The sequence below is a fragment of the Luteimonas deserti genome, from assembly GCF_013425765.1.
GTDB lineage: Bacteria > Pseudomonadota > Gammaproteobacteria > Xanthomonadales > Xanthomonadaceae > Luteimonas > Luteimonas deserti.
In genome coordinates this window covers 200,132-214,650 of the sequence record NZ_JACCJZ010000013.1, presented here as the reverse complement: position 1 = coordinate 214,650, position 14,519 = coordinate 200,132, and the positions used below count along the sequence as shown (strand labels likewise).

General features: G+C 70.3%; 12 protein-coding genes. 6 read left to right on the top strand and 6 right to left on the bottom strand.

Features of this window, described 5'->3' with window-relative positions:
• Positions 1–45 precede the first annotated feature (45 nt).
• The gene (gene ybaL / locus H0E82_RS06245; protein WP_180544584.1) at positions 46–1,770 is read left to right on the top strand and encodes a YbaL family putative K(+) efflux transporter; all 1,725 of its coding nucleotides are present in this window, start codon (positions 46–48) and stop codon (positions 1,768–1,770) included.
• Positions 1,771–1,772: 2 nt separating this feature from the next.
• Complete coding sequence (locus H0E82_RS06240; protein WP_180544583.1) at positions 1,773–2,528, top strand: NAD-dependent protein deacylase; 756 nt, start codon at positions 1,773–1,775, stop codon at positions 2,526–2,528.
• On the opposite strand, the gene H0E82_RS06235 is transcribed toward H0E82_RS06240, so the two are convergent.
• The 3 genes from H0E82_RS06235 to clpB all read right to left on the bottom strand — a co-directional run bounded on the left by H0E82_RS06235 (position 2,467) and on the right by clpB (position 7,074).
• Positions 2,467–3,408 carry an AraC family transcriptional regulator gene (locus H0E82_RS06235; protein ID WP_180544582.1) on the bottom strand — a complete coding sequence of 314 codons (942 nt, stop codon included), beginning with the start codon at positions 3,406–3,408 and terminating at the stop codon, positions 2,467–2,469. The two genes, H0E82_RS06240 and H0E82_RS06235, sit on opposite strands and share 62 nt — an antisense overlap.
• A 79-nt stretch (positions 3,409–3,487) precedes the next feature.
• Positions 3,488–4,387 carry a TIGR01777 family oxidoreductase gene (locus H0E82_RS06230; protein WP_180544581.1) on the bottom strand — a complete coding sequence of 300 codons (900 nt, stop codon included), beginning with the start codon at positions 4,385–4,387 and terminating at the stop codon, positions 3,488–3,490.
• 101 nt (positions 4,388–4,488) lie between these two features.
• Positions 4,489–7,074: an ATP-dependent chaperone ClpB gene (gene clpB / locus H0E82_RS06225; protein ID WP_180544580.1), complete on the bottom strand. Its 2,586-nt coding sequence runs from the start codon at positions 7,072–7,074 to the stop codon at positions 4,489–4,491.
• A 183-nt stretch (positions 7,075–7,257) separates the two neighbouring features.
• Between clpB and H0E82_RS06220 the strand changes: the two genes are divergently transcribed.
• Positions 7,258–7,989: a glutathione S-transferase gene (locus tag H0E82_RS06220; RefSeq protein ID WP_180544579.1), complete on the top strand. Its 732-nt coding sequence runs from the start codon at positions 7,258–7,260 to the stop codon at positions 7,987–7,989.
• Between the two features lie 657 nt (positions 7,990–8,646).
• Here H0E82_RS06220 and H0E82_RS06215 read toward each other — a convergent pair.
• Positions 8,647–9,081, bottom strand: a complete 435-nt coding sequence (locus H0E82_RS06215; RefSeq protein WP_180544578.1) for a thiol-disulfide oxidoreductase DCC family protein — start codon at positions 9,079–9,081, stop codon at positions 8,647–8,649.
• Positions 9,082–9,115: 34 nt separating this feature from the next.
• On the opposite strand from H0E82_RS06215, the gene otsB reads away from it, so the two are divergent.
• The 3 genes from otsB to otsA are packed head-to-tail and all read left to right on the top strand — an operon-like array spanning position 9,116 to position 13,091.
• Positions 9,116–9,934, top strand: coding sequence for a trehalose-phosphatase (gene otsB, locus H0E82_RS06210; RefSeq protein ID WP_180544577.1), 819 nt, complete (start codon positions 9,116–9,118; stop codon positions 9,932–9,934).
• Positions 9,931–11,721, top strand: a complete 1,791-nt coding sequence (locus H0E82_RS06205) for a glycoside hydrolase family 15 protein (protein ID WP_180544576.1) — start codon at positions 9,931–9,933, stop codon at positions 11,719–11,721. The genes otsB and H0E82_RS06205 overlap by 4 nt, the downstream gene beginning before the upstream one ends.
• Entirely contained in the window at positions 11,718–13,091 is a 1,374-nt protein-coding gene (otsA, locus tag H0E82_RS06200; RefSeq protein ID WP_180544575.1) for an alpha,alpha-trehalose-phosphate synthase (UDP-forming), read from the top strand. Before H0E82_RS06205 ends, otsA begins: the two co-directional genes overlap by 4 nt.
• A 240-nt stretch (positions 13,092–13,331) precedes the next feature.
• On the opposite strand, the gene gloA is transcribed toward otsA, so the two are convergent.
• The gene (gene gloA, locus H0E82_RS06195) at positions 13,332–13,862 is read right to left on the bottom strand and encodes a lactoylglutathione lyase (RefSeq protein WP_180544574.1); all 531 of its coding nucleotides are present in this window, start codon (positions 13,860–13,862) and stop codon (positions 13,332–13,334) included.
• Positions 13,863–13,919: 57 nt separating this feature from the next.
• The gene (locus H0E82_RS06190; RefSeq protein WP_180544573.1) at positions 13,920–14,477 is read right to left on the bottom strand and encodes a DUF4166 domain-containing protein; all 558 of its coding nucleotides are present in this window, start codon (positions 14,475–14,477) and stop codon (positions 13,920–13,922) included.
• Positions 14,478–14,519 lie beyond the last annotated feature (42 nt).

The following is a 14,519-nucleotide window of genomic DNA, read 5'->3' as shown; positions in this document are numbered from 1 at the left end:
GACGCGTCAGCGACACTGCAACACCAGTTCCGGCGCTTCGCCCCGATGCCGCACAACACCGACCTGATCGACATCGTCGCGGTGGGCCTGGTGACGGCCTTCGTGCTCGGGGCGCTGGCCAACCGGCTCAGGCTGTCCCCGCTGGTCGGCTATCTGGTCGCAGGCATCGTCGTCGGACCATTCACCCCGGGCTTCGTCGCCGACCAGGATCTGGCCAACCAGCTGGCCGAGATCGGCGTGATGCTGCTGATGTTCGGCGTCGGCCTGCATTTCTCGGTCAAGGACCTGATGGACGTGAAGTCCATCGCGATCCCCGGCGCCCTGGCCCAGATCACCGTGGCCACCGTGCTCGGCTGGGTGCTGGCCTGGGCGATGGGCTGGCCGATGGTCAGTGGCTTCGTGTTCGGGCTGGCGCTGTCGGTCGCCAGCACGGTCGTGCTGTTGCGGGCGATGGAAGAGCGTCGCCTGCTCGACACGCGGCGCGGCAAGATCGCAGTGGGCTGGCTCATCGTCGAGGACCTGGTGATGGTGCTGGCGCTGGTGCTGTTGCCGGTGCTGGCGCAGATCTACGTGGCGCGCGCGGGCGAGACCGCGCCCGGCGCCGGCGCGATCGTGCTGACGATCCTGTGGACGCTGCTCAAGGTCAGCGCCTTCGTCGCGGTGATGCTGCTGGTCGGCCGACGGGTGATCCCCTGGGTGCTCGAGCGCATCGCCGGGACCGGACAGCGCGAGCTGTTCACGCTCTCGGTGCTGGCGATCGCGCTGGGCGTGGCCTTCGGAGCCTCGGTGCTGTTCGGCGTGTCGTTCGCGCTCGGTGCGTTCTTCGCCGGCGTGGTGCTCAACGAATCGGAATTCAGCCACGAAGCGGCGAACGACTCGTTGCCGCTGCGCGACGCGTTCGCGGTGCTGTTCTTCGTGTCGGTGGGCATGCTGTTCAACCCGATGATCCTGGTCGAGCATCCGTGGCAGGTGCTGGCGACCTTCCTGATCATCGTCGTCGGCAAATCGATCGCGGCCTACTGGATCGTGCGGCTCTTCAAGCACCCGCGCTCGACCGCGCTGACGATCTCGATGAGCCTGGCGCAGATCGGCGAGTTCTCTTTCATCCTGGTCGGCCTCGGCGTGGTGCTCGGGCTGCTCGGCGAGACCGCGCGCGACCTGGTGCTGGCGGGGTCGCTGCTGTCGATCATCGTCAACCCGCTGCTGTTCGCCTGGCTGGATCGCTGGCAGGCGCGCCAGGAACGCGCTGCGCGCGAAGCGGCCCCCGCGTACGTGGCACCGCCCGAGCACGTGGTGCCCGACACGCTGGCCGGGCACGCCATCCTCGTGGGCTACGGTCGCGTCGGACGCCAGCTGGCCGAGCTGCTCCGCGATCGCGGCGTGCCGCTGGTGCTGGTGGAGGACGACAACGAACTGGTCCGCCGCGCCCGCGAGCGCGGCTTCCTGGTCGTCCGCGGCAACATCGCCTCGGAGCCGGTGATGCTCGACACCGCCCCGGCGCGCGCGGCGCTGGCGATCTTCGCGATCCCGCAGGCGCTCGAGGCCGGTGAGGCGATCGAACGCATGAAGGCGATCAACCCGGTACTCACCGTGCTGGCACGCGCGCACAGCGACGGCGAAGTGCGGCATCTGCTCGAACACGGCGCCGACGCCACCGTGCTCGCCGAGCGCGAACTGGCGTACTCGCTGGCCGAGATGGTGATGTCCACGCCGCCGTTCCGGCCGGCGCGCGGCGACACGTCCCCGCCCGCGGCCGCGCAACCGGTCTGAGCATGCGCCTCGTCGTGCTGGGCGGTGCGGGCATGTCCGCCGAGAGTGGAATCCCGACCTTCCGCGACGCCCTGACCGGCCTGTGGGCACGGTTCGACGCGCAGCACCTGGCCACCGAGGCCGCGTTCCGCGCCGACCCCGCGCTCGTGTGGGGCTGGTATCGCTGGCGCGCCGCGCTGGTCGCCGCGGCCCGGCCGAATGCGGCGCACACGGGCCTCGCCGCGATGGCCGCTGCCGACGGGCAGGAGGTGCGGGTGGTGACCCAGAATGTCGACGACCTCCACGAGCGCGCGGGCTCTCGGCAGGTCGTCCATCTCCACGGGCGCCTGCTCGCCTCGCGCTGCAGCGGCTGCGGCGCACGCACGACGCCCGATCCGATCCTGGCGCCGCCCGCGCCTGCCGACGGCGGCGCGCGGGAACCTCCGCCGGGCTGCGAGGTATGCGGGGATGCGTTCCGTCCCGACGTGGTCTGGTTCGGCGAACCGCTTCCGGTCGACGCGTGGGCGGCCGCCGAGGCCGCCGTGGCGGACTGCGAGCTCCTCGTGGTGGTCGGCACCGCATCGCTGGTGTGGCCGGCGGCGGGCCTGCCCGGGATCGCGCTCGACCTCGGCACGCCGGTGATCGAGATCAACCCGGCCCGCACGCCGCTGTCGCCGCACGCGGATGCGCACTGGGCGATGCCGGCAGGGGCCGGAGTCACCGCACTGCGGGCGGCACTCGCGCGTTCGCCATGCGATCCGCGCGCGCTGCTGGCCTGACCGGGGCGCCCGTTTCGAGCGGCAGCAGGATGTCGGCGCGCAGCGCCGCGGCCGCGACGGCCTCGGGATCGTCGAGAAAGTGGTAATGCAGCGGCGCTGCGCGCAGCTCGATCCCACTGGCCGCCCACCAGTCGGACAGAAGCCGGTCGGTGGCCGCCTCGAGCGCCTCGTAAGGCCCCACATGGCGCAGCCGTGCGTGCCACCCACCGGGGACCGTCAGCATCCGCAAGGGACGGGGCGGCCGGGCCGCTGCCGCCAGGCGCAGCGCGGCGACGAAACGCAGCCGCTGCGGCGCCACGTCGCGATGGTCGTCGACCGGCAGGCCCACCAGTGCCTCGATCGCGTCCGCCGGCCCCTGCGTCTCGGCCCAACCGAACAATCGGCCGTAACTGTCGTCGAGCGCGTCGAAGGAACCGCGATGGCGCAATGCGACGATCCGGAACGGATCGGTGGCGACGATCTCCACCTCCGGGGCCGTCCCGTCCTGCAACCGGGCCGGGGGCGCGAGACGGGCCAGCAGTGCCGCCGCGGCGTCGGACTGCCCGCGCACGACGGCCGGGGTCACACCGAGTTCGGCGCGGAAGATGCGGGCCAGGGCCTGGGAGCTGCCATAGCCGACAGAGAGGGCAGCTTCGGTCACCGAGCGGCCCGCCACCAGCAGCTGCACCGCGCGTGTCAGGCGCAGCCGGGTCAACGTGCGTCCGAGGGCTTCGCCGGTCGACGCGCGCCAGACCCGATGGAAATGGTAGGCGGACACACAGGCGCGATCGGCCAGCGCAGCCAGATCGGGCAGCATTTCGCTGCGCTCGACGCATTGCTGGAGATGGGCCACGGCCGCGTCGATGCGCCGGGCATGGCGGGTACGGGTGGATGTGCGCATCACGGGTTCCGGGCGGACGACGCGACGAGTATCCGGTGCGTCGCCGGGGTCCTGCGTGCCCGATCTTGCGCTTCGCCCCTCAGCCCAGGGTGTCGGCGAAGCAGTCCTCGATGCGCGGATGGGCGAACCCGAAGTCGCGCGCCAGCAGGCGCTCGGGCAGCACACGCTGGCCGTCGACGAGCAGGGTCGCCATCTCCCCCAGACCCAGCCGCAGCGCACGCTCGGGCACCGCGAGCAATGCCGGACGGCGCAGGGCGTCGGCCAACGCACGGGTGAACCGCGCGTTGTCCACCGGTTCGGGCGCGGTGAGATTGAACGCGCCCACCGGTGCATCCCGGCCCGGCTCGAGATGGGCCATCAGCAGCGCGTGCGCCGCGGACACCCAGTCGTCCCGCGAGATCCAGCTCAGCACCTGGCGACCGTCGCCGAGCCGGGCGCCGAGGCCGAAACCGAACGGAAGCCGCAGCCGCTGCAACATGCCGCCGGCGGGATCGAGCACCACGCCCGTACGCAGCCGCACCACGGCGACCCGATCCTCGATGGTGCGCGCGGCGGCTTCCCAGTCCTCGCAGAGGCGATGCTGGAACTCGTCGTGAGGCGCGCTCGTCTCGTCCAGCGCGGTATCGCCCTGCGCGCCGTACCAGCCGATCGCCGAACCGCTCAGCAGGACGTTCGGCGGCACCCGCGCAGAGCGGATCCAGTCGGTCACCACCCCCGTGGGTATCAACCGGCTGTCGCGCAATACCTGCTTGCGCGCCGCGCTCCAGCGCCGGTCGGCAATGCCCGCGCCGGCCAGGTTGACGACGGCATCGAACCGGTCGTCCGACCACAGCGAGGCATAGTCGCGCACCTCGACCCCCGCGGGTGCGGCAGTGGACGCGCGACGCGACAGCCAGGTCACGTCCGCGCCCTCGCTGCGCAGACGCCGGGTCAGCGCAGTGCCGAGGAACCCGCTGCCGCCGGTGATGAGGATATGCATGGGCGCTCCAGGGCCTACGACAGCGCATGCTCGCAGATCGGCGCGGACGACGGCGTCATGCCGAACGGGGCCGGGCGACCGCGCCGCCCGCCCACGGAGACTCAGCCTTTCGCGAACCCGATCTCACCGCCTGCGGCGTCCACCCGGATCGTGTCGCCGGAGACGAAGCTGCCTTCGAGGATCCGCTGGGCCAGCGGATTTTCCAGCTGCTGCTGGATCGCGCGCTTGAGCGGCCGCGCGCCGTAGACCGGGTCGAACCCGACATTGCCCAGCAGGTCGAACGCGGCCTCGGAGACGTCGATCCGCAGCCCGCGCTCGGCCAGCCGCTTCTCCAGGCCGCGCATCTGGATGCGCGCGATCTCGCGGATCTGGGCCTTGCGCAGCGAGTGGAACACGACGATGTCGTCGAGGCGGTTGATGAACTCGGGCCGGAAATGCGCCTGCACCACGCCCATCACCGCGGCCTTCATCTGGGTGTAGGCCTCGGGCGTGTCGTCGCCGTCCATGGCCTGGATCTGATGCGAGCCCAGGTTGGAGGTCATCACGATCACCGCATTGCGGAAATCCACCGTGCGGCCCTGGCCGTCGGTCAGGCGGCCGTCGTCGAGCACCTGCAGCAGGATGTTGAACACGTCCGGGTGCGCCTTCTCGACCTCGTCGAGCAGGATCACGCTGTAGGGCCGGCGACGCACGGCCTCGGTCAGGTAGCCGCCTTCCTCGTAGCCCACGTAGCCGGGAGGCGCACCGATCAGGCGCGCGACCGAGTGCTTCTCCATGAACTCGCTCATGTCGATTCGCACCATCGCGTCCTGGCTGTCGAACAGAAATTCGGCCAGCGCCTTGCAGAGCTCGGTCTTGCCGACACCCGTGGGGCCGAGGAACAGGAACGAACCGGTCGGGCGATCGGGATCGCTGAGGCCCGCGCGCGAGCGGCGCACGGAGTCGGACACGACCTTGATCGCCTCCTCCTGGCCGATCACCCGCGTGTGCAGCTGCGACTCCATCGCCAGCAGTTTCTCCCGCTCGCCCTCGAGCATCTTGCTGACCGGAATGCCGGTCCAGCGCGCGACGACCTGGGCGATCTCCTCGGCGGTGACCTTGTCCTGCAGCAGGGTGAAGCCCTGGGTCTCGGCTTCCTGCGCGGCGCCGAGCTGCTTCTCCAGTTCCGGCAGGCGCCCGTACTGGATCTCGCTCATCCGTGCGTAATCCTGCGTGCGCTGCGCGGCTTCGAGCTCCAGCTTGGCGGCCTCGATCTGCTCCTTGATCCTGGTCGCACCCTGCACGCTGGCCTTCTCGGCCTTCCACACTTCCTCGAGATCGTTGTACTCGCGCTCGAGCGTGCCGATCTCCGTCTCCAGATCGGCCAGGCGCTGCCTGGATTCGGCGTCCTTCTCCTTCTTCAGGGCCTCGCGCTGGATCTTGAGCTGGATCAGCCGGCGCTCCTTGCGGTCGAGCTCCTCGGGCTTGGAATCGATCTCCATGCGGATGCGCGAGGCGGCCTCGTCCATCAGATCGATGGCCTTGTCCGGCAGCTGGCGGTCGGCGATGTAGCGGTGCGACAGCGTGGCCGCGGCGACGATCGCCGGGTCGGTGATCTCCACGCCATGGTGCACGGCGTAACGCTCTTTCAGTCCACGCAGGATCGCGATCGTGTCCTCCACCGACGGCTCGCCGACGAACACCTTCTGGAAGCGGCGCTCCAGCGCGGCGTCCTTCTCGACGTACTTGCGGTACTCGTCGAGCGTGGTCGCGCCGATGCAGTGCAGCTCGCCGCGGGCGAGGGCGGGCTTGAGCATGTTGCCGGCGTCCATCGCGCCGTCGGCCTTGCCGGCGCCGACCATGGTGTGCAGTTCGTCGATGAAGAGGATGATCTGGCCCTCGTTCTTGGCCAGGTCGTTGAGCACGCCCTTCAGACGCTCCTCGAACTCGCCGCGGTACTTCGCGCCGGCGATCAGCGCGCCCATGTCGAGCGAGAGCACCCGCTTGCCGCGCAGGCCCTCGGGCACTTCGTTGTTGACGATGCGCTGGGCCAGACCCTCGGCGATCGCGGTCTTGCCGACGCCGGGCTCACCGATCAGCACGGGATTGTTCTTGGTCCGCCGCTGCAGCACCTGGATGGTGCGGCGGATCTCCTCGTCGCGGCCGATCACCGGATCCAGCTTGCCGCTCTCGGCGCGCGCGGTCAGATCGATCGTGAACTTCTCCAGCGCCTGGCGCGCATCCTCGGCGTTCTCGTCCTTGACGCTCTCGCCGCCGCGCACTTTGGCGATCGCGGTCTCCAGGCGGGCCTTGTCGGCCCCGGCCGCCTTCAGCGCCTTGCCGGCGTCGCCGCTGTCGTCGATCGCGGCCAGCACGAACAGCTCGGACGCGATGAACGCGTCGCCGCGCTGCTGGGCCAGCTTGTCGGTGACGTTGAGCAGGCGCGAGAGATCGTTGCCGACCGAGAGCTGTCCGGCCTGACCGGTGACCTTGGGCATGCGCTCGAGGGCCTCGGTCAGCCGCTCGCGCAGCACCGGCACGTTGACGCCGGCCTGGCCCAGCAGCGGCCGGGTGCCGCCGCCCTGCTGGTCGAGCAGCGCCAGCAGCAGGTGCACCGGCTCGATGAAATTGTGGTCGCGGCCCACGGCCAGCGACTGCGCATCACTCAGGGCCTGCTGGAACCGCGAGGTGAGCTTGTCCATCCGCATCGGGAGATCCTCGGAGAAGTGGGCCGGCAGGCGCCGGCGATGTCCTCCAGATGCGGCCGAAACCCCGTCTTGCAAGCGTCCGGCGGCGCCTTCGAAGCGGGGTGCCGACGGAACCTTGCCGCATCCGTCACCGTCGTCTTGCAGGGGGCGCCCCAGGATGCGCGTTTTCCCCGGGAGTCGCCCATGCATTACCAGCTCTACTATTGGACCGGCCTGCAGGGCCGCGGCGAATTCGTGCGGCTCGCGCTCGAGGATGCGGGCGCCCGTTACACCGACGTGGCCCGCGTGGACGGCGACGCGGCCCTCCAGCCCTTCCTCGAGGGCCGATGCGACGGCGCCCGGCCTTTCGCGCCGCCGTTCCTGCGCGCGGACGATCTGGTGATCGCCCAGGTCGCCAACATCCTCCACTTCCTCGGACCGCGGCTGGATCTGGTGCCGGGCGGCGAGGCCGCCCGCCTGCAGGCCCTGCAGCTGCAGCTCACGATCGCCGACCTCGTCACCGAGGTCCACGACAGCCACCATCCCATCGCCAGCGCGGACTACTACGAGGACCAACGGGACGCCGCGAAGCAGCGGGCCGCGGATCTGCGGCAGCACCGCCTCCCGAAATTTCTCGGCTACTTCGAGCAGGTGGTGGCCCGGGGCGGCGGGCACGCCCTCGGCGCGCATTCCTACGTCGACCTTTCGCTGTTCCAGCTCGTGCGCGGGCTGGACTACGCCTATCCGGAGGCGATGGCCGCGCTGTCGCCCAGGCTCCCCGGGCTGCGTGCGCTCGAGGCGCGCGTCGCGGAGCGGCCCAACATCGCCGCGTACCTCGCATCGACGCGCAGGCTGCCGTTCAACACCAGCGGGATTTTCCGGCACTACCCGGAGCTGGATGGGGCGATCACCGCCGACACTGGCGAGAGCTCCTGAAAAGGCGACATCAAGGATGGACTCGCAGGCCGGCTTCCGCCATCTCGGGGGCGCCTGCAGGCGTGTGATCGCGGGCGTCCACGCGGAACGGATGGTACGCCACGGAGAAGACGCATGGTGGGCTCTGCTCCCGCGCCGCGCAGGCAGCGGCGTGCGCCGGTCGACGCGGGAGCGGCCCCGGCAATCGGGGGACAGTTCCACGCCGCCCATACGGGGCACGGGTGCGGCCTGTCCGACAGGGATCGATGCGGGTCGACGCGTCCGTCATGATGCCGCCTTCCCCCGGTTCGGCCGCAACACGCCCGACCGGACACTGCGCTGATCCGGGCGCAGGACACCCTTTCGGTCATGCGGGGCGACAGCGGCATCCTGGAGTCGACGCACGCGCAGCCTTCGACAGGGACCGCGTCATCGTGGGCGGGGGCTGGGGCGTCCGGCTGGCGGACAGCGAACCCGCGGTCGACCGGCCGCGCTTCTTGGTCGCGGTGGGTGTCGAGCAGGCGCGTGGTGATCGAACCGTGCTGTGCTGGACCGGAAGGACTGCGAAACGCGCGCCGACGATCGAAGTCCGAGCGGTGTCCAAGCTGCGAGCGACCCATGCGGTCGCGCCGCAGGCGAGGAGACGACAGCCGTCCGCGGGTCGCGCGGGCACCCCGTCTACAGAAACCGCGCGCGCATCCCCTCCGGCGGCAGCATGCAGGCATCGCGACGCCCGAACATCCGGTACCGGTTGCGCGCCAGCAGGCGGTACGCGGCATCGCGGAGCGCGCCCGGCACGACACGCAGTGCCACAGCCGCACGCCACGAGCCGCCGAGGCGGCGCAGCACCTCGATGACGCCATCGCTGTCGCACCAGGCGGCATCGCCTTCGACGAGCAGAAACGACACCGGGTCGGTCGGGTCGATGCCGTGCGCGGCCAGCAGGTCGCGGCCGACGCGATCCTGCATCGCGGCGAAGCGGAACACGCCGTGGCGGTCACGGCGCAGCAGAAACCGCACCCAACCGCTGCACAGCGCGCAGACGCCATCGAACACGATGATCGGGGGCGCGCCAGGCGCGGCCGGCTCGCGGCGGGTGTTCGCGGGATTCACATGGGTTTTCCGGCCACGCGGCCATCATGCTGCAATGCGCCAATCATCGGAAGCACCGACACCCCGCCCCTCAGCGGCCCCTGCCGCCCTGCCCGCCCCACCGACCGTTCCGGACGATGCGGCCCTGTTTCTCGATGTCGACGGCTGCCTGCTGCCGTTCGCACCGAGCCCCGATGCCGTGCAGGTGCCGCCGGGGCTGGTGGAGCGCCTGCACGTCTTGCACACGCATCTGGACGGCGCGTTGGCGCTGGTGAGCGGCCGTAACGTCGCCACCCTCGATGCCCTCTTCGCGCCCGCCGTCTTCAACGCCGCGGGCCTGCACGGCGTGGAGCGGCGGCGGACCGGTCAGACCGGCACACCGGCCGAGGTGCCGCCGGGCCTGGTGCGGGTACGCGATGCGGCGCGCGTGATCGTGGACGCGTATCCCGGCGCCCTGGTCGAGGACAAGGGCGCGGCGATCGCCCTGCATTGGCGCATGGTGGACGACGCCGGCAAGCGCGCGGCCGGCATCGCCCTGCACGCGTTCGCAGCCGGCGCGGTGACCGGGCTGCCGGAGTACCAGCTGCAGCCGGGCGACCACGTGATCGAACTGCGCCCCCGCCACGCCGACAAGGGCAGCGCCATCCTCGCGTTCCTGGCCGAGGCGCCATTCGCCGGCCGCCGGCCGGTGTTCGCCGGCGACGATCTGACCGACGAGCCGGGCTTCGAGGCGGTCAACATCCTCGGCGGCATCAGCATCCTGGTCGGCGACCGCCCGGGCAGCGCTGCCCGGTTCCATCTGTCCTCGCCCGATGCGGTGCACCGCTGGCTCGGCGTCCCCGCCCCCCTTCCGCTCCAGGAGACCCCCCGATGACCCAGCCGCTCGCATCCAGCCTCGACCTCGGCCTCGTCGGCAACGGCACCTTCGGCGCCCTGTACGACGCACGCGGACGGCTGGTGTGGTCCTGCCTGCCGGGCTTCGACGGCGACCCGGCCTTCTGCGCACTCCTGTCGCCGAAGCAGGGGCACGGCGACTGGTCGATCGAACTCGACGATTTCGAGCGCAGCGAGCAGCACTACATCGAGAACACCGCGATCCTTCGCACCGTGCTGTTCGACCGTCATGGTGCGTCGATCGAGATCACCGACTTCGCACCGCGCTGGCGCCAGCACGAGCGCTTCTACCGGCCGGTGATGCTGATGCGCCGCATCCGCCTGTTGTCGGGAAGCCCGCGGATCCGGGTACTGCTGCGTCCGCTGGCGGACTGGGGCGCCCGCGTACCCGACAGCACCTGGGGCAGCAACCACATCCGCTTCCCGCTGTCGGACTTCACCCTGCGTGCGACCAGCGACGTGCCGATCCGCCTGCTGCGCGAGGGCCTGCCGTTCGTGGTGGACCGCGACCTCCACTTCATCCTCGGTCCCGACGAGACCCTGACCCAGCCGCTGGCGGAGTTCGTCCGGGAAGCCCTGCAGCGCACCACCACCTACTGGCGAGAATGGGTGCGGTACCTGTCGATCCCGCTCGATTTCCAGGAGGCGGTGATCCGCAGCGCCATCACCCTGAAGCTGTGCCAGTACGAGGACAGCGGCGGAATCATCGCCGCGATGACGACATCGATTCCCGAGGCGCCGGACACCGCACGCAACTGGGATTACCGCTATTGCTGGCTGCGTGACGCGGCCTTCGTGGTGCGCGCGCTCAACCGCCTCGGCGCGACCCGCACGATGGAGGAGTACATCCGCTACATCTTCAATCTCACCGTGGCCGACGACGGCGACATGCAGCCGCTCTACGGCATCGCCTTCGAGCACACGCTGACCGAGGAGGAGATGCCGGCGCTGGAGGGATATCGCGGCATGGGGCCCGTGCGCCGTGGCAACCTGGCCTACGTGCAGCGCCAGCACGACACCTACGGCAGCGTGGTCCTGGCATCGACCCAGCTGTTCTTCGACCGGCGCCTCGAGCATCCCGGCGACCAGGCCACGTTCGAGAAGCTCGAACCGCTCGGCGAGCTGGCCTGGAAGCTCTACGACCAGCCGGACGCCGGCCTGTGGGAGTTCCGCGGCAAGGCGCACGTGCATACCTATTCGGCGGTGATGTGCTGGGCGGCCTGCGACCGGCTGTCACGCATCGCGAACCAGCTGGGCCTAGCGCCGCGCGCCGCGCACTGGAGCGAGCGTGCCCGCACCATGCGCGACCGGATCCTGTCCGAAGCCTGGAACGTCGAGGCCGGGCACTTCGCCGACGCGTTCGGCGGCGACCGCCTCGACGCCTCGCTGCTGCTGCTGGCCGACCTGGGCTTCGTCACGCCGCAGGATCCGCGTTTCGTCGGCACGGTGGACGCGATCGGGCGCACGTTGCGCCATGGCGACGGCCTGTTCCGCTACGTCACGCCGGACGATTTCGGCGCACCGGAGACCAGCTTCACCATCTGCACCTTCTGGTACATCGACGCCCTGGCTTCGATCGGTCGCGAGCACGAGGCGCGCACGTTGTTCGAGACCCTGCTGTCGCGACGCAACCATCTCGGGCTGCTGTCGGAGGACCTCGACTTCGAGACCGGCGAGGCCTGGGGCAATTTTCCGCAGACCTATTCCCACGTGGGCCTGATCATGGCGGCGATGCGCCTGTCCCGGTCTTGGCAGGAGGCGGCATGAGTCGCCTGGTCGTCGTTTCCAATCGGGTCGCGTTGCCGGATTCGAGCCAGAACGGCGGCCTGGCCACGGCGCTCGACGCCGCGCTCAAGGAAGCGGGCGGCCTGTGGTTCGGCTGGAGCGGCAAGGTCGCGCGCGGACATTCGGGCGAGCTCCACCGCACCAGCGCCGAGGGTATCGACTATCTGACGATCGACCTCTCGCGCGAGGACTACGAGGGCTACTACAACGGCTTCTCGAACCGCACGCTGTGGCCGCTGCTGCACTTCCGCCTCGACCTGGTCGACTACAATGCGACCACCCAGGCGGCCTACCGCGGGGTCAATGCACTGTTCGCCGAGCATCTGGCGCGCGAGGTGCGGGACGACGACGTGGTCTGGATCCACGACTACCACCTGCTGCCGCTCGCCCAGGAACTGCGCCGGCGCGGCGTGCGTGCGCGTCTGGGCTTCTTCCTGCACGTGCCCTTCCCGTCGGCGGACATCATTGCCGGCCTGCCGCATCACGAGAAGACCTTCGGCGCGCTGGCCGCCTACGATCTGGTGGGGTTCCAGACCGAACGCGACCTCGAACGGTTCCAGGACTACATCCGCCTGTTCCGCGGCGGCCAGGTCGTCGATCGCGGGCAGTTGCGCGAGCAGGACGGGCGCTGCTTCCGCGCCAACGCATTTCCCATCGGCATCGACGCGCGCGGCCTGTCCGCGCTGGCCGGCAACGCGATGCGCATCGCCTCGGTGCGGCGGCTGCAGAGCAGCCTGGGCTCGCGCGCGCTGGCCATCGGTGTCGACCGCCTGGATTACTCCAAGGGCCTGCCCGAGCGCTTCCGCGCGTTCGAACGCTTTCTCGACCGCCACCCGGACCAGCATGGGCGACTGACCTACCTGCAGATCGCACCGGTGTCGCGTGGCGGCGTGGCCAGTTACCGCGCACTCCGCCAGGAACTCGAACAGTTCGCCGGACACATCAATGGTGGCCATGCCGACCCGGACTGGACGCCCGTCCGCTACGTCAACCGCACCTATCCCCACGCCACGCTGACCGGTTTCTACCGGTTGGCCCGGATCGGCCTGGTGACGCCTCTGCGCGACGGCATGAACCTGGTCGCCAAGGAGTTCGTGGCTGCGCAGGACCCGGAGGATCCCGGGGCATTGGTGCTGTCGATCTTCGCCGGCGCCGCGCGCGAACTGGATGGGGCACTGCTGATCAATCCCTTCGACAGCGACGGTGTGGCCGATGCGATCAGCACCGCCCTGAAAATGCCGGTCGAAGCGCGCCGCGAGCGGTGGCAGTCGATGATGACCCGGATCTGCGATTACGACATCCACGCCTGGCGCAAGGATTTCCTGCGCTCGCTGGAGCACGCGCGCGACTGAGCGCAGGCCTGCGAGTGCCGGTCCCGCGCTCCGCGATCCGCTCGACGCTGCGTCGCCCTCGACCGTCTCGACGCGGCACGCGGGCATCGTGCAGGTACCGCTGCACCCAATGGCCGCGACCTCGGCGGATTGGCGCTGGGCACGTTGCACGAAGCGCGGGCGAACGGACGGCGCGAGCGGCCGCCGCACCGATCGAAGGCGCGTGCCGGAGGTGCACCCGGCGCGCGTCACGGCCCGGCCTCAGAGGGGCGTGGGCTGGATGATCTCCACCCAGTAGCCGTCGGGATCCTTGATGAAGGCGATCGATTTCATGCTGCCGTCGCTGAGCCGCTTCTGGAACGGCACGCCGAGTGATTCGAACCGGGCGCATGCCGCGCGGACGTCGGGCACGCTGACGCAGATGTGACCGAAGCCGCGCGGGTCGCTGTTGCCGTCGTGGTAGACCGGCCCATCCTGCGATTCGGTGCCGTGGTTGTGGGTGAGTTCCAGCACGCCCGGCTGGCGCGCGAGCCATTCGCGGCGCGCGTCCCCGTCTTCGGGGATGACGGTCGCGTCGTCGACCAGCGCGAGGAAGAACAGCGAGAACTTGGCCTGTTCGAAATCGGCCTTGCGCACCAGGGTGAAGCCGAGCACGCGGGTGTAGAAGTCGAGCGAAGCCACCGGGTCCTTGACCCGCAACATGGTGTGGTTGAACACGAAATCGCGGGTCGCGGCATCGCGCGGGGCGACGCCGGGCACGCTGGCGAGATCGGCAAGGGTGTGTGCGGTCATGGCGCGGACTCCTGGATGGGGCCGTCCATTATCGGCCAGGCCGCCGCGAGACCGTGGTCATGCCGCGTCGGCGGATGCCGGCAGCAGCCACCCGTGATAGCGCACTACCGGCCCGGCCAAGGGCAGCGCGGCCTCGATCTCGAAGGTGTAGCGCCCATCGACCTCGCGTTCGCTGCAGCGGATGTCGCGGAACAGCGCGACCGGCAGCGGCAACATGCCGAAGAGCCGTGCGCCGGCGACGTTCCAGAAGATCGTGCCGTCCCAGGTGTGCAGCAGGAAGCGGAAGTGCACCGGCCCGATGCGTTCGCGCAGTTGCCCGTCGCGCTGCGACAGCCGCGAGCGCAGGCGCGATGCCTTCGGCGGGCTGCCGAACACCCGCGACCACACCTCGCCTTTCGGCCCCCTGGCGAAATCGACGGTGATCGGCGCCCCGGTCATCGCGCGCGGCATGCCGGCCAGGCGCGCGCACAGTCGGGCCAGCAGTCCCGTGCCGCGCACCACGGTGACCTCGCCGGCATAGCGCGCGGTGCCGTGTACGCCGTGCAGCGCACGCAGGCCATCGGGCAGGCGGAAGAACGCGGCGCCGAGCAGGGTCTGGTAGAGGGTCGGCGTCATCGCACGGCAGGTCGGATCGGGCGGCGCAGGATAGCGCCTGTC

Bases quoted from the DNA above. Each gene is read 5' to 3' on its own strand.
- H0E82_RS06220 (WP_180544579.1), top strand. From the start codon at position 7,258: ATGCATTACCAGCTCTACTATTGGACCGGCCTGCAGGGCCGCGGCGAA.
- otsA (WP_180544575.1), top strand. From the start codon at position 11,718: ATGAGTCGCCTGGTCGTCGTTTCCAATCGGGTCGCGTTGCCGGATTCG.
- clpB (WP_180544580.1), bottom strand. From the start codon at position 7,074: ATGCGGATGGACAAGCTCACCTCGCGGTTCCAGCAGGCCCTGAGTGAT.
- H0E82_RS06230 (WP_180544581.1), bottom strand. From the start codon at position 4,387: ATGCATATCCTCATCACCGGCGGCAGCGGGTTCCTCGGCACTGCGCTG.
- H0E82_RS06190 (WP_180544573.1), bottom strand. From the start codon at position 14,477: ATGACGCCGACCCTCTACCAGACCCTGCTCGGCGCCGCGTTCTTCCGC.
- gloA (WP_180544574.1), bottom strand. From the start codon at position 13,862: ATGACCGCACACACCCTTGCCGATCTCGCCAGCGTGCCCGGCGTCGCC.
- H0E82_RS06205 (WP_180544576.1), top strand. From the start codon at position 9,931: ATGACCCAGCCGCTCGCATCCAGCCTCGACCTCGGCCTCGTCGGCAAC.
- ybaL (WP_180544584.1), top strand. From the start codon at position 46: ATGCCGCACAACACCGACCTGATCGACATCGTCGCGGTGGGCCTGGTG.
- otsB (WP_180544577.1), top strand. From the start codon at position 9,116: ATGCGCCAATCATCGGAAGCACCGACACCCCGCCCCTCAGCGGCCCCT.
- H0E82_RS06240 (WP_180544583.1), top strand. From the start codon at position 1,773: ATGCGCCTCGTCGTGCTGGGCGGTGCGGGCATGTCCGCCGAGAGTGGA.
- H0E82_RS06235 (WP_180544582.1), bottom strand. From the start codon at position 3,408: ATGCGCACATCCACCCGTACCCGCCATGCCCGGCGCATCGACGCGGCC.